This is a genomic window from Corticimicrobacter populi (genome assembly GCF_003123725.1).
Classification (GTDB): Bacteria; Pseudomonadota; Gammaproteobacteria; order Burkholderiales; family Burkholderiaceae_B; genus Corticimicrobacter; species Corticimicrobacter populi.
On record NZ_QETA01000008.1, the window covers coordinates 39,646 to 54,138 of the forward strand.

Consider the following 14,493-nt stretch of genomic DNA (forward strand, 5'->3'; position numbering starts at 1 on the left):
GCCTTCACGCCTGACCTCCGATCACAGCAGTCACACGGATAATGTGATCACTGGGTATTTCACTATTGGCCAAGACGGCCATATGGGGAATGTGCATGCGCAGAAACTGGGCCAGCGCAGTGCGCAGCGGCGTCGGCACGAGCAACACGGGAGGATCGCCATTGGCCTCCTGCTGTTCGACAGCTGCCTGTGTCTCACGCAACACGGTTTCGGCCAGCCCTGGCTCAAGGGCACCACTGGTGGAAATAGCCTGGCCGAGCACACGCTCGAGCCTGGGCTCCAGACCGATCACCCGCAACTCATTCTTGCCCTCGAACCACTGCTGAACCAACGCTCGGCCCAAGCTGCGGCGCACCTGGGGCAACAGGTCAGTCGCATCCGGCGTGCCCCCCTGGGCAACAATGCGCGGGACATACTCGGCAATCGTCTCGATAATGCTGCGCATGTCGCGAATCGGCACCTCTTCGGCCAACAGTCCCTGCAATACCTTTTGCAGAGTCGACAGGGAAACGGTCTTGGGCACGAAATCCTCGACCAACTTGGGTGCCTCGCGACCGATCCGGTCAAGCAGCTGCTGCACTTCCTGGCGCCCGAGCAACTCTGCGGCGTGCTGATGCATCAGATGATTGATGTGGGTGGCAATCACGGTGCCTGCATCCACCACGGTATAACCTGCCGCCTGCGCTTTTTCACGCACTCCGTTCTCGATCCAGAGCGCAGGCAAGCCAAAAGCTGGATCCTGAGTGGGTACACCCTGCACGGCCTGGTCGATGCCACCAGGATCGATCGCCAGCCAGAAATCCGGTTCGGCACTGCCCTTGCCGATCTCGACACCGGACAGCAGGATACGGTAGTCTCCTGGCCGCAATTCCAGGTTGTCGCGAATGTGTACGACCGGAGGCAGGAAACCTACATCCTGGGCATATTTCTTGCGCAGGCTGCGAATCCGCTGCAACAGCTCGCCACCCTGGGTATGGTCCACCAGAGGAATCAACCGGTAGCCTACTTCAAGGCTCAGCAGATCCACCAGGGAAACATCGTCCCAACTGGCTTCAACCGCAGTTGTGGCTGCCGCTGTCTCCTGCTCCAGTGGCATCCGCGCCTGTTCCTCCATCTCGCGCTGCTGACGCTTGTAGATAGCCCAGCCCGTTGCGCCCAGAATAGCCGCCAGAGACAGGAATGCCACATGTGGCATGTTGGGAATCAACCCCATCAGGCCAAGCACGCCCGCCGTCAGGAACAGCACGTGGGGATTGGAGAACAATTGCCCCATTACCTGTTGGCCAATGTCCTGGTCTGTCGCCACGCGCGACACCACGACACCTGCCGCAGTAGAGATCACCAGAGCAGGAACCTGAGCCACCAGGCCATCGCCGATGGTCAGCAGCGTATAAACATGGGCGGCCTCACCAAACCCCATGCCATGCTGCCCGACGCCAACGATCAGCCCCCCGATGACATTGATCACCATGATCAACAGACCGGCAACAGCGTCACCGCGCACGAACTTGCTGGCACCGTCCATCGAACCATAGAATTCGGCCTCCTGTGCCACCTCTTCCCGTCGCTTGCGTGCTTCGGCCTCGCCGATCAAACCTGCGTTGAGGTCGGCATCGATCGCCATCTGCTTCCCAGGCATGGCGTCCAGGGTAAAGCGAGCACCCACCTCGGCGATCCGGCCCGCCCCCTTGGTAATCACGATAAAGTTGATGATCACCAGAATAATGAACACGATCAGGCCAACGGCGAAGTTGCCGCCGACCAGGAAATGCCCGAACGCCTCGATGACCTTGCCCGCTGCATCAGGCCCTTCGTGCCCGTTCATCAGAACAACACGCGTCGAAGCCACATTGAGTGACAAGCGCAACAAAGTGGCGAACAGCAGGACTGAAGGAAATGCAGCAAAATCCAGCGGCTTGCGAGTAAACATCGCCACCAGCAGGATCATGATGGACAGCGAGATGTTGAAGGTAAACATCAAGTCCAGCACGAAAGGCGGCAAGGGCAGGATCATCATGCCCAGAATAAGGACGATCAGTATCGGACCGGCCAGCAACTTCGAATAGGCCGCCCCCTGTCCTCGCAGCAATGTCAATATAGAGTTCATGCAGATTCAGTCGGTTGGGATGCCAGGGGGTCGAGATTGGTCGGTACGGGTAGTTTTCTGGGCGCTGTCGGCTCGGCACCCTTGCCGTGCTGCCGCCATGTACGCAACTGAAATACCCAGGCCAGCACCTCCGCCACCGCAGTGTACAGTGCGGCAGGGATTTCCTGGTCCAGTTCCACGTGTTTGTGCAACGCACGGGCCAGCGGTGGAGCCTCAAGAATAGGCACTTTGTGTTCGGTCGCGATCTCGCGGATGCGGGCAGCGATCAACCCGCTGCCCTTGGCAATCACGGTCGGCGCGCCATTCACGCCTTCCTGGTAGCGCAAGGCCACAGCAAATCGCAGCGGATTGGTCACCACAACATCGGCCATTGGCACCTGGGACATCATGCGTCTGCGGGACATCGCCCGCTGCTGCTGCTTGATCCGGGCCTTGATCTGGGGATCACCTTCGCTTTCCTTGTGCTCCTGCTTCAGATCCTGCTTGGACATGCGCAATTTTTTCAGGTGGCTGAAAAGCTGCCAGGGCGCATCGATCGCAACGATCAGCAGCAGCGTAGCCACCACGATGATGCAGCTGATGGCAACCATGTCCAGGGCCTTGGCAATTGCAGCCTGCACCGGTGCCCCAATCAGGTCCAGCATGGCATCGCGATTGCCCCAGATGACCCAGGCAGCGACACCACCGATAAGCAGCGACTTGCCCACTGCCTTGAACAGTTCGACCAGTGACTGCATCGACACCAGTCGCTGCAGACCACTGAGTGGATTCATCCGACTGAACTTGGGTTCCAGCGCCTTGGTGGAAATCACCAGCCCACCCATCGCCACCGATCCCAGCACGGCCAGAACCGCCAAGACCCCCATGACCGGTGCCACGGCCAGCAAACCAAGGCCGAACATGTAGACTGCATTGACAATCATCTGGCCCGGATCTGCGATCACGATCTGGTCAAAGGCCAAGCCGCGATGGTAGATGCTGCCCAGTTGCTGGTACATCCAGCCAGCACCGAGCCACAGCGTGGACACGCCTCCCAGCAACATCAGAAACGTCGTCAGTTCCCGCGAACGAGCAACCTGGCCTTCCTCACGCGCCTTTTCCAGGCGCCTGGGTGAGGCTGGTTCTGTCTTTTCCAGGTCGCTGTCTTCTGCCATACCCGCTCAGGTCAGAAGCCCAGGCTTGCCAGCAGGTCATCAACCTGCTCCTGGTCGGTCACGATATCAGCCTTGTTGGTATTGACCTGGGGGCCATTCAGCAGGCTGTCGGAATTGTCGATTTTTTCCTTAGGAACATTGTCGAGCAAAACCTGCAGAAGTTCTTTCTCGATCGCCCCGACGACATCCATCATCTTCATGATGACCTGGCCCGTCAGATCCTGGAAGTCCTGCGCCATCATGATCTCCAGCAGCAGTGAATGCGTCTGCTGCACCTTGTCCGGTGCCGCACGCAGGAAGCTGCGGGTATCATCGACCAGTTCACGGGCTTCTGGCAATTCGAGATTTCGGGGCTGGTCGAACCAGGCTGCCCAACGCTTTTCCAGTTCGGTGGCACCCTTGGCAATCTCGTCCTGCACGGGCTGTGCTGCCTCGGTTGCCGACAGTACCCGTGTCGCAGCCTGCTCGGTCATGTGCGCCACATAGCGCAAGCGATCACGTGCATCGGGAATGGCCTCGGCAGCATCCTTGATGGCGCGGTCGAGACCAAGCTCGCGCATGCTGTCTCGCAGCATGCGCGTGAGACCGGCGATACGCTGGATCAGTTCCTGATCGGGCAGGTTCTGGGAGGCCGCCGGATTTTCAATCTGTGCCATGGAGACACTCCTTCACATATCTTATCCAGCCAGCTTTTCGAAAATCTTGTTGAGCTTTTCTTCCAGCGTGGCAGCGGTAAACGGCTTGACGACATAACCGCTGGCACCGGCCTGGGCGGCCGCCACGATGTTTTCCTTCTTGGCCTCTGCCGTCACCATCAGCACGGGCAGATGCGACAGTTCAGGCGTTGCCCGGATCGTCTTGAGCATTTCGAGGCCATCCAGGTTTGGCATGTTCCAGTCCGACACGACGAACTGGAAGTTGCCATTCTTGAGCTTGTCCAGCCCTTGGGCACCATCCTCGGCTTCGTCGACGTTTTCGAACCCCAGCTCTTTGAGCAGGTTGCGCACGATGCGACGCATCGTGGGGAAATCATCCACAACCAGGATCCTGATATTCTTGTCCATATTCCAAATGCTCCAAAACCCTAGCCGGAACGCCGGCTAGACACGATTTCCACGATCACCCATACCTGCCAGTCTGGCCAGTACACGGCTACTCATTTCATTCAAAGACACGACTTCTTCAGCCGCCCCCATGGCAATAGCCTCACGCGGCATCCCGAACACCACGCAACTGGCCTCGTCCTGTGCCAGCGTACGAGCACCCGCCTGGCGCATCGCCAGCAGACCTGCAGCACCATCCTTGCCCATACCGGTGAGAATCACACCTATGGAGTTCTTGCCCGCCATCTTGGCTGCCGAATTGAAAAGCACATCCACTGAAGGCCGATGCCGATTCACCGGCTCGCTGGCATCCAGTTCGACAATATAGTTGGCCCCGCTGCGCGCCAGCCGCATATGACTCTCACCACCGGGAGCCAGATAGGCATGTCCTGGCAATACGCGCTCACCATGCGTGGCCTCGCGCACCGTCATGGCGCAGCAACCATCAAGCCGCTGCGCGAATGAACGCGTAAAGCCTGCCGGCATGTGCTGCGTGATCAGGATGGCCGGGCAATCGGGCGGCAGGGGCTCCAGCACATGCCGGATGGCTTCGGTTCCACCCGTCGAGGCCCCGATGATGATCAGTTTCTCGGTACTGGAGAGCGGGCTGATCAGGCGTTGCGGTACGACCGGAGCCGCCAGCTTGGGACGGGCGGCAAGCCGCACGCTGGCCGCAATGCGGATTTTCTCCGCAATCAGGTCTGTATAGTCGCGCAGCCCTTCACGAATACCCAGCTTGGGCTTGGTCACGAAATCGACGGCCCCCAGCTCGAGCGCCCGCATCGTAATCTCGCCCCCACGTTCCGTCAAGGATGACACCATGATGACCGGCATGGGACGCAGCCGCATGAGTTTTTCAAGGAAGTCCAGGCCGTCCATGCGCGGCATTTCGACATCCAGCGTCAGTACGTCAGGGTTGTGCTGCTTGATCAGTTCACGCGCCACCAGGGGGTCTGGGGCCACGGCCACGACCTCCATATCCGGCTGGCTGTTGATGATCTCGGTCATCAACCCGCGCACCAGTGCGGAATCATCCACGCACAATACGCGAATCTTGGGTTTCACAATTTCTCCTTCTTGGGAGGACGCTGCAACAACTCGACCCGCCCGCTTTGGTTATACGCCCTCAACCGCTCCATGGCTGACGAGCCGGCACCGGCAGCCGCGGTCCCCGCACCGCCGACGGCAGGCTTGCGCCCGCCACCCAGCAGTTCGACGCGGCCCGCTCGTGGCGATGCCCCCATGAAGCGCTGCAGCTCGTCTTCCTGACGAATGACATCCGCATCGTCACGGCTACCGGCCAGTTTGCGCACCAGTACCTGCCCCGTCGCAGGAAAATAGTTGACCCGCCGGGCATGCGTGCCACGCAGATCCTGCGCCGCAATACGAATATGCTCGACCTTGAGATATTCAAGCACGAAATCCGAATTGCGATTGCCGATATCCAGATAGGTCATCTGGTGCAGCACGGCTCCGCCACCGAACACCTTGGCCTCCAGCCGCTCGCGTACCGCTCCGGCCTTGAGGATTTCGTTGATCAACACTTCCATCGCATAGGCACCGTAGCGCATGGTACTGTCGCCACCCGTCTGTGCGCCCCCAGGCAGCATGAAATGGTTCATGCCACCGACACCGGTATGTGGATCACGGATGCAGGCTGCCACGCACGACCCCAGCACTGTCGTCAGCATCATGCCCTGGCCTGCCTTGGCCACGTAGTATTCGTTGGGCAGGATCTTGACGGCTGCCGTCTGATGATCGTTGTCGTAGTATTCGCGAGTGGCACGAGCGTCGGGGCCCAGTGCTTTCATGGGCGCCCTCCGGTCAATTCATACATGGTCTGCCCACGCAGCACGAAATCGTTCGTGATGTAGGTGAAGTTCTCCGAATGTCCGGCAAACAGCAAGCCCCCCGGCTTCATCAGCGGCACGAACCGCTTGAGAATTTCAGCCTGGGTTTTCTTGTCGAAATAGATCATGATATTCCGACAGAAAATCACATCGAATTTTCGTCCCTGCATCCCCCAGTCACGGTCCAGCAGATTCAGCGGCCGGTATTCGAGCATGCGTGCCAATTCCGGCTTGACCTTGACGTAGCCGGCCTGCTCGCCCTTGCCTTTGAGGAAAAACCGCTTGAGCCGTTCCTGTGACATACCCTCGACACGCTGCATGGCATACACACCACGCTGAGCCTGCTGAATGACCTTGGTATCGATATCGGTCCCCAGCACCCTGGCCTGCGAAGCACGACTCCCCAGGGCCTCGGTCAGTGTCATGGCGATCGAATAAGGTTCCTCTCCGGTAGAAGCGGCACAGGACCAGACTTCGACCGGATCCTGCCGCTGCGTGACAAATTTTGCCAGCAACGGAAAGTGGTGCGGCTCCCGGAAAAACGCAGTCAGGTTGGTTGTCAGCGCATTGGTGAAGTCTTCCCACTCCGGAGAGTTGGCGTCATTCTCGAGCAGATCCAGATAAGTCTTGAAATCCACGCCCGGAAAATTCCGCAGCCGCCTGACCAGGCGGCTGTAAGCCATCTCGCGTTTCTGCGCGCCCAGCGCAATGCCCGCGCGCGCGTAGATCAAGGCGCGCACGCGCTCGAAATCACGATCGCTGAGCACATACTCCCGCTCGGATGCTTGTGGAGACGTCATTTCTACTGACATTTCCTATCCCTGCTTTACCAGACGATCCATGGGCACATCGATCACCTCGTTGGAGGCCACCTTGAATGCGGCTACCGCCTCGGCGACATTGCGCGCCTGCTCTTCCAGGGAGGCTGCCGCAGCAGCAGCCTGTTCCACCAACGCTGCATTTTGCTGAGTGACCGAGTCCATCTGTGTCACAGCCTGATTGACCTGATCGATACCCGTTGCCTGCTCCTGCGAGGCAGAAGATATCTCGGCCATGATGTCCGTTACGCGTTGAACTGCCGCCACGATCTCGTCCATGGTCATGCCGGCATGTTCAACCTGACTGGAGCCGACATCGACCTTGTTGACGGACTCTGAAATCAGGATCTTGATCTCTCTGGCAGCCTGGGCACTGCGTTGTGCCAGCGAGCGTACTTCTCCTGCCACCACGGCAAAGCCCTTGCCCTGCTCTCCTGCACGGGCGGCCTCCACTGCGGCATTGAGCGCCAGAATGTTGGTCTGAAAGGCAATGCTATCAATCACGTTGACAATTTCAGCGATCTTTCGCGAACTACCAGAAATATCCTGCATCGTATTCACAACATCGGCGACTGCACTGCCACCACGACGTGCCACTTCCATGCTGCTGCTGGCCAGTTGATCAGCCTGGCGGGCATGATCTGCGTTCTGGCTGACGGTGGCAGCCAATTGCTCCATGCTGGCTGCGGTCTCTTCAAGAGAAGCTGCCTGCTGCTCGGTACGGCTGCTGAGATCCGAGTTGCCGTGGGAAATTTCACGCGCGCCAAGATTGATTTCGTCCACGCCGCGGCGGACCTGCGACACCATGCGAGTCAGGTTGGTCTGCATGCGACGCAATACGGCATTGAGACGTCCGATTTCATTACGCGATTCACCACGTACCCGCGTAGTCAGATCACCCTGCGAAACGGCTTCGATATGCCCGACCACCTCTTCAAGAGGTCGCAAGACCAACCATTGCAGGTAAATATAGGTCAGCAGCACCAGCAGGACGGAACTGATCATGCCGACCACAACACCGCCAACAATCCATTTGAAACGATATTCCGCCTGTTCGGACTGCTGGTGGGTGGCATTGGCTGATTGTTCGATCAGGCTTTCAAGGGTATGCCGCCAGTTGGCCCACGCCTCGCCCAATTGGACCTCACGCTCCTCCAGGTCATCCGCAAGTATGGTGTGATAAGCCTGCATGTCAGCCTTATCAAGGGCAGACAAGAGTCGCGGAAATATCTGGCCAACGACACTGTTCCATGCAGACAACAATGCCTGCAACTGGGCCTGATCTGCACCGGAACTCACTGCTGCCGTCTTGAACTGCTCAAGCGCCTCGCTGACCTCTGCCAGCCGCTGCTGCGCAGCGGCAAGGCGAATCCGGCTGGCAGGTCCAAGCCCCCGGGCCGCTGCCGCTGGCAGTACAGCCACGGGATTTCCCAGTGCATCGTATTCAATGCGCGGCGTTACGGGAGCTGCCTGCTCTGCGATGTAGTACCGCTCGACGACACTGGACTGTGCGGCTCTCAAGTCAAGATACAGGGCAACGGTTTCATCCAGGCGCGACACCGCTCCTTGCAGGCGCAACACCTGTTCGGATTGCTCGGCATTGCGCTGGAACTCTGTATTGTTCCAGCTCAGGGGCACCAGGCCCAGCCCGGCCCCTGCCACCAGCATCAGGCAAAACAGCAGCAGCACCGAAATGATGCTGCTGCGCAGGCTCAGATTGACTAACAGTTTTCGCACGCGTCTACCTTCTTCCCATGCTTGGATGCGTCAGGTACCGACCTTTTCCACCAGTGCCATTTCGTCACTGGTCATCAGTTTCTCGATATCCACCAGGATAAGCATGCGCTCATCGACCGTACCCAGTCCGGTGAGATACTCGGTCGACAATGTGGCACCGAATTCCGGAGCGGGACGAATCTGGCTCGCATTGAGCATCAGCACGTCAGACACACCATCGACAACGATCCCGACCACGCGACGCTCAAGGTTCAGGATGATGACCACCGTCTGCTCGTTGTACTGGGCATCGCCCAGATTGAACTTGATACGCAGGTCGACGATCGGCACGATAATGCCGCGCAGATTGGTCACGCCCTTGATGAACGAGGGCACATTGGCGATGCGGGTCACACCGTCGACATCATATTCGCGGATTTCCTGCACCTTGAGAATATCGATCCCGTATTCTTCGTGGCCCAGGGTAAACACCAAAAACTCATTACCGGAAGTCACGTCGTCGCTGCTGCGAACCAGTGCATTCATTTGCTGTGTCATGACACTTCTCCATCAATTCTCAAATTTGCGCACAGCGCACATCAATCGCGACCGCTGCTGCGGGCCATGGCGAACACATCGATAATCAGTGCCACACTGCCATCGCCCAGGATCGTCGCAGCCGAGATGCCAGGCACCTTGCGGTAGTTGGCTTCCAGATTCTTGACAACCACCTGGTGCTGGCCAATGAGGTGATCAACCAGCAGCGCAAAACGACGCTCCTGAGCATGCATGATGACGGCGATGGCCTGCGAGGGGTCTTCCTGCGCACCATCGACCGAAAAGGTACGGTGCAGTTCGACCAGAGGCAGGTACTCACCCCGGACCTGTATCACCCGCTCATTGCCGGCCACGGAGTGAATCTGGTCGAGTTGAGGCTGGATCGATTCGGTGACGTGGTTCAACGGCAGGATGAACACTTCGGAACCGACACGCACCGACATGCCATCCAGAATGGCCAGGGTCAGAGGCAGGATAATCTGGGTACGCGTTCCCTTGCCTGCTTCCGAGTAAAGCTTGACGTGGCCACCCATGTCCTGGATATTGCGACGCACGACATCCATGCCGACACCACGCCCGGAAATCGACGTAACCTGTTCGGCCGTCGAAAAACCCGGCGCGAAGATGAGCTGCCAGATTTCCTCATCCGTAATGTTGTCGGGCAACACCATGCCCGACTTGGCAGCCTTGGCGAGAATCTTTTCCTTGTTCAGGCCATTGCCATCATCGCTGACCTCAATCACGATATTGCCGCCCACGTGTTGGGCGGACATCGTGATCACACCCTCCGGATTCTTGCCTTTCTGTGCTCGCGCCTCGGGATCCTCGATGCCGTGGTCCATGCTGTTGCGCACCAGATGAGTCAGAGGATCGATGATGCGCTCGATCAGGCTCTTGTCGAGTTCGGTTGCCTTGCCCTGGGTTTCCAGGCGAATTTTCTTGCCGGTCTTGGTACACAGATCGCGCACCACGCGAGGGAACCGACTGAAGACATAATCCATCTGCATCATGCGCATGGACATGACCGACTCCTGCAGGTCACGGGCATTGCGCTCGAGTTGTTCGAGGCCATTGAGCAGGCGGTCATGCAGTACCGGGTCAAGCGAAGACGCGATCTGCGTCAGCATGGCCTGGGTGATGACCAGTTCGCCTACCAGGTTGATCATCTGGTCGACTTTCTCGACACCGACGCGGATCGAACCCGATTCCTTGTCTGCAGCAGCAACCGGCTTGGCTGCCGCCTTTGCAGCCGCACGGGCAGGTGCCGCCTCGACGGCCGCTTCAGTGGCTGCCTCTACGACAGGTGCAACAACCGGTGCCGGAACAACCTCGGGGATGATGGCTTCCACCGCAGGGACTGCCTGCGCGGCGATGACCTCGTGATCGACAGCAATCTGATCTTCGTTGATGATGAAGCAGCAGACTGCCTCAACGTCGTCCTTGGAGCAGGTCGTCTCCATCCAGACGGTCAGGCTATCGGCACCTTTCTCATGCTTGAGCACCTTGCCCAGATTGCCCATTTCATCCAGCAGGGATTGAGCATCCTTCTCGGAAATGCGGCTGAACAGGATGCGCATGGCATCGTTGCCTGCCGTGGCAGGTGCAGGTGCCGCCGCAGGCGCAGCAACGGGTGCCGGTGCCGCAGCAGGAGCCTGCGCGCCGTTCTTCTCCTGTGCCAGCTGGCGCAATACGCCACAAATATGTTCGTAGGTATCGGGATCAGGCTCGGTCTCGGCGCGGTAGGCATCCAACTGGCTCTTGAGCACGTCCTTGGTCTCCAGGAAAATATCGATCATCTCAGGGCGCAATTTCATTTCACCCTGGCGAATCGGATCAAGCAGGCTTTCCAGCAGGTGGGTGGTTTCCGCCAGGACCCCAAAACAGCCAAAGGTGGCAGCGCCACCCTTGATCGAATGCGCAGCCCGGAAAATGGCATTCAGATGCTCCATATCGGGCTGCTCGACATCAAGCTCAAGCAGCAGCCGCTCCATGTCGGCCAGCAGTTCGTCGGCTTCATCGAAGAAGGTCTGGTAGAACTGGCCAAGATCAACGCCTATGCTCATGATTATTCCGATGCTCCATTTGAATTCTCAGCCGCCAGTCCATCCAGCAAGTCCTGGGACAACGCAACCAGCGTATCCGGATCCACGGGCTTGTGGACCCAGGCATAGACGCCCAGTTCCGCGGCAGTTTCCTTGCTGGCGTCGTCATCTTCGGTCGTCAGCACCAGTACAGGGACATCCTGGTTGGCAGAGTGCTGTCGCATATTGCCAATGAACTCCAGTCCATGCATAACCGGCATGTTCAGATCACTGACCACCAGGTCAAAATGCTGCTGCTGTGCAAGATCCAGCGCTTCCTTGCCATTGCTGGCCGTCGTGACCTGCCATCCCACGTCGAGAAAAGCAGCTTGCACCACCATGCGCATGGTGACGGAATCATCCACTACCAGAACTCGAATACCCATGAACTTCAGCCTATAGTTGCTCGGCGTTGCCTGCACCGTCGTCTTCATGGTGCGCCACGTCCGTTCTTGTCTCGACCCGCGCTTCCTCAAGGGAAGGCACCCGGGCCCATGCCGGCAGCGTTTCTGACTCTTGAGATGCGGGCTCACGCTGCAAGGACACCGGCATCTGATATTCGAATTCACGCGTCTCGGGCAAAGGCATGCTGTCCAGTTGCTCTTGCAACTCACCCGGGTTCGTGGAGGTCACGTCAGCCGCTGCCTGATTTTCCTGCTCAATGCGTTTCTGGGTACTCTCGTTCAGGATGACCAGGCTGATCCGCCGATTGACGGGCGCATAAGGATCATTCTTGACCAACGGCATATTGGCACCCAGCCCCACTATGCGCATGACCTTGTCATCACTCAACCCCCCCGCAACCAGCTCGCGACGTGAAGAGTTGGCGCGATCAGCAGACAGTTCCCAATTACTGTACGAACGCTCACCCTGTGCATAGTTGAGTGCATCAGTATGCCCGGACAGGCTGATCTTGTTGGGCAACTCGTTGAGCAGCGGTCCCAGTTCGCGCAGAATGGCACGCATGTAGGGTGCGACCTGTGCACTGCCGGTCGCAAACATCGGACGATTGTTGGTATCGACGATCTGCACACGCAACCCTTCGGTCGTCATGTCGATCAACAACTGCGGCCGATAGGCCCGCAGCATGGGGCTGTGATCAATGACATTTTCGAGCCGCAGCCGGAAGGTCTGCAGACGACGCATTTCCCGCTCCTTGGTGCCATGGAACTGACCACCATCAGAGCGCGTCTGCTCGCCATCGCGTTCAGTAATATCCTTGCCCCCACCGGGAATCGGCTGAGACTGGGTTGCTGCGGCCGGACCACCTTTGATGGCCACACTCAACGGCGTGCGGAAATAATCAGCCAACCCCTTCAGATCTTCCTTGGGAATCAGGCTCAGGAGCCACATCACCAGAAAAAATGCCATCATGGCGGTAATGAAGTCGGCGTACGCGATCTTCCAGCTGCCACCATGGTGGCCGCCCCCGTGCCCCGACTTCTTGCGCCGGATGACTATCCGCTGGGATTCATCCCGAGCCATGCGTATCCCCTGTCAACTAGCGGCCAGCAGCAGGCTGCTTGGTCTGCCGCACATGCTCCTCGAGCTCGTTGAACGAGGGGCGGATACCGGAAAACAACACTTTTCGACCAAACTCGATGGCCAACTGGGGCGGATAGCCGTTCATGTTGGCCAACAGGGTGACCTTGATGCACTCCAGCACCTTGACGGCATCATCCGCCCGCCGTCCGACGATACTGGCCAGCGGTGCCACAAAGCCATAGGACAACAAAATACCCAGAAATGTACCCACCATGGCCTTGGAAATCAGATCGCCCAGAATGGCTGGCGGCTGATCAATGGCCGCCAGCGCCTTGATCACACCCAGCACGGCAGCCACGATCCCGAAGGCAGGCAAGCCATCAGCCACGGCGCTCAATGCATGTGATGGCAGTTCACGCTCGTGCTTGTAGGTCTCGATTTCCTCATCCATGAGCGCCTCGATCTCGAAAGCACTCATATTGCCGCTGGTCATGATGCGCAGGTAGTCGATCAGAAACTCCATGATGCGCCTGTCTTTCTTGACCAGGGGATACTCTGAAAAAATACTGCTGGACTCGGGATCCTCGATGTGCGACTCGATGGACATCAGGCCTTCGCGCCGTGCCTTGTTAAGCAGCACGTACTGCAAGGCCATCAGCTCCATGTAGATTTTTTTGTCGTAAGGAGAATTGCGCAACGCATAACCAAGACTCTGAGCAGTCAGCTTGAGTGTTTTGGGGCTGTTGGCGGCGATGAAGGCACCGATTGCCGAACCACCGATCAGCGTAAATTCAAACGGCTGGTACAGCGCCCCCAGATGTCCGCCCATGGCGACATAGCTCCCACCCACCGCCAGGAACACGACAAAATAACCAGCAATAATCAGCACGATAGAATCCCTACTCTGAGTATGCGCATCGATAGCAGCATATGATCACCCGCCACCAGCCAAACAAAAAGCATGGTTAGCGCATTTTTTTCCTTGCTATTTGGCGTGTTGCCCGACCCTTTTCGATGTCGGCAGAGGCTTCCTCATTTTCGGCCTGCACTTTCACACATTGCCCACGTGCCGCCACAGTACGGGCCTGCGTCTTGCCAGCACGCGGCGGAGGCCGGCAAATGCCACATACATACTCATGTGCAGGCTCGTAGGCATGCGCCACAAAGTGACCATTGCATTTGGTACATCGCGACATCTGTACCATGCCATTATCGAAAAAGCGCACCAGCATCCAGGCCCGCGTAAAACTCAACACCGGTTCTTCGACATCACTGTCCTCGCCCGCCTGCTCGAGATACAGCCGATAGGCATCGACCAATGCCTGCGCGCCCTTGCTGGGCGTATTCTCGACAATGAATCGATAGATGCCGTAGAACAGCGAAGAATGAATATTGGGCAGCCACGTCATGTGCCAATCCACCGAGAAAGGCAACATGCCCTTTGGCGGAGACATCCGTCGAATCTCCCGATACAACCGCGCCAGGCGATCGCGGCTCAGGCTGGTTTCCGCCTGCAACATCTGCAGGCGCGCGCCCAACTCGATCATCGATGCAGCCAGCTCGATCTCATGGGCCTCGTGCCTGACGCTTTTAACAGTCATAAGCATCCTATCCATATGCC

13 protein-coding genes and 1 pseudogene are annotated in these 14,493 nt (G+C 58.2%); all 14 read right to left on the minus strand.

What is annotated here, in order from left to right:
- Positions 1-4: 4 nt before the first annotated feature.
- Positions 5-2,107 carry a flagellar biosynthesis protein FlhA gene (flhA, locus tag DD235_RS15385; protein ID WP_109063008.1) on the minus strand — a complete coding sequence of 701 codons (2,103 nt, stop codon included), beginning with the start codon at positions 2,105-2,107 and terminating at the stop codon, positions 5-7.
- Positions 2,104-3,261: a flagellar biosynthesis protein FlhB gene (gene flhB / locus DD235_RS15390; protein WP_109063009.1), complete on the minus strand. Its 1,158-nt coding sequence runs from the start codon at positions 3,259-3,261 to the stop codon at positions 2,104-2,106. The genes flhA and flhB overlap by 4 nt, the downstream gene beginning before the upstream one ends.
- 11 nt (positions 3,262-3,272) lie before the next feature.
- The gene (gene cheZ / locus DD235_RS15395; RefSeq protein ID WP_109063010.1) at positions 3,273-3,917 is read right to left on the minus strand and encodes a protein phosphatase CheZ; all 645 of its coding nucleotides are present in this window, start codon (positions 3,915-3,917) and stop codon (positions 3,273-3,275) included.
- Positions 3,918-3,938: 21 nt separating this feature from the next.
- Positions 3,939-4,325, minus strand: a complete 387-nt coding sequence (cheY, locus tag DD235_RS15400) for a chemotaxis response regulator CheY (protein WP_109063011.1) — start codon at positions 4,323-4,325, stop codon at positions 3,939-3,941.
- Positions 4,326-4,361: 36 nt separating this feature from the next.
- Positions 4,362-5,372, minus strand: coding sequence for a protein-glutamate methylesterase/protein-glutamine glutaminase (locus tag DD235_RS15405; RefSeq protein WP_239990189.1), 1,011 nt, complete (start codon positions 5,370-5,372; stop codon positions 4,362-4,364).
- Positions 5,373-5,425: 53 nt separating this feature from the next.
- Complete coding sequence (gene cheD / locus DD235_RS15410) at positions 5,426-6,175, minus strand: chemoreceptor glutamine deamidase CheD (RefSeq protein ID WP_109063013.1); 750 nt, start codon at positions 6,173-6,175, stop codon at positions 5,426-5,428.
- Positions 6,172-7,026 (minus strand): CheR family methyltransferase, encoded by an 855-nt coding sequence (locus tag DD235_RS15415; protein ID WP_109063014.1) that lies wholly within the window; start codon positions 7,024-7,026, stop codon positions 6,172-6,174. Before DD235_RS15415 ends, cheD begins: the two co-directional genes overlap by 4 nt.
- Positions 7,027-7,029: 3 nt before the next feature.
- Positions 7,030-8,769 carry a methyl-accepting chemotaxis protein gene (locus DD235_RS17195; protein ID WP_275667554.1) on the minus strand — a complete coding sequence of 580 codons (1,740 nt, stop codon included), beginning with the start codon at positions 8,767-8,769 and terminating at the stop codon, positions 7,030-7,032.
- 30 nt (positions 8,770-8,799) lie between these two features.
- Positions 8,800-9,294 (minus strand): chemotaxis protein CheW, encoded by a 495-nt coding sequence (gene cheW / locus DD235_RS15425; RefSeq protein ID WP_420810478.1) that lies wholly within the window; start codon positions 9,292-9,294, stop codon positions 8,800-8,802.
- A 53-nt stretch (positions 9,295-9,347) separates the two neighbouring features.
- Entirely contained in the window at positions 9,348-11,369 is a 2,022-nt protein-coding gene (cheA, locus tag DD235_RS15430) for a chemotaxis protein CheA (RefSeq protein ID WP_109063016.1), read from the minus strand.
- Positions 11,370-11,371: 2 nt separating this feature from the next.
- Positions 11,372-11,773, minus strand: a complete 402-nt coding sequence (locus DD235_RS15435) for a response regulator (RefSeq protein ID WP_109063107.1) — start codon at positions 11,771-11,773, stop codon at positions 11,372-11,374.
- Positions 11,774-12,011: 238 nt separating this feature from the next.
- Positions 12,012-12,872: pseudogene (gene motB, locus DD235_RS15440) on the minus strand (flagellar motor protein MotB); the annotation flags it as partial.
- A gap of 16 nt (positions 12,873-12,888) precedes the next feature.
- A complete protein-coding gene (motA, locus tag DD235_RS15445) occupies positions 12,889-13,761 on the minus strand; it encodes a flagellar motor stator protein MotA (protein WP_109063018.1) in 873 nt (290 codons plus the stop codon).
- 76 nt (positions 13,762-13,837) lie between these two features.
- Positions 13,838-14,473: a flagellar transcriptional regulator FlhC gene (gene flhC / locus DD235_RS15450; protein WP_109063019.1), complete on the minus strand. Its 636-nt coding sequence runs from the start codon at positions 14,471-14,473 to the stop codon at positions 13,838-13,840.
- Positions 14,474-14,493 lie beyond the last annotated feature (20 nt).

Coding starts and splice junctions, on each gene's coding strand:
- flhA (WP_109063008.1), bottom strand. CDS start 2,107: ATGAACTCTATATTGACATTGCTGCGAGGACAGGGGGCGGCCTATTCG.
- flhB (WP_109063009.1), bottom strand. CDS start 3,261: ATGGCAGAAGACAGCGACCTGGAAAAGACAGAACCAGCCTCACCCAGG.
- cheZ (WP_109063010.1), bottom strand. CDS start 3,917: ATGGCACAGATTGAAAATCCGGCGGCCTCCCAGAACCTGCCCGATCAG.
- cheY (WP_109063011.1), bottom strand. CDS start 4,325: ATGGACAAGAATATCAGGATCCTGGTTGTGGATGATTTCCCCACGATG.
- DD235_RS15405 (WP_239990189.1), bottom strand. CDS start 5,372: ATGACCGAGATCATCAACAGCCAGCCGGATATGGAGGTCGTGGCCGTG.
- cheD (WP_109063013.1), bottom strand. CDS start 6,175: ATGAAAGCACTGGGCCCCGACGCTCGTGCCACTCGCGAATACTACGAC.
- DD235_RS15415 (WP_109063014.1), bottom strand. CDS start 7,026: ATGTCAGTAGAAATGACGTCTCCACAAGCATCCGAGCGGGAGTATGTG.
- cheW (WP_420810478.1), bottom strand. CDS start 9,294: ATGAATGCACTGGTTCGCAGCAGCGACGACGTGACTTCCGGTAATGAG.
- cheA (WP_109063016.1), bottom strand. CDS start 11,369: ATGAGCATAGGCGTTGATCTTGGCCAGTTCTACCAGACCTTCTTCGAT.
- DD235_RS15435 (WP_109063107.1), bottom strand. CDS start 11,773: ATGGGTATTCGAGTTCTGGTAGTGGATGATTCCGTCACCATGCGCATG.
- flhC (WP_109063019.1), bottom strand. CDS start 14,473: ATGACTGTTAAAAGCGTCAGGCACGAGGCCCATGAGATCGAGCTGGCT.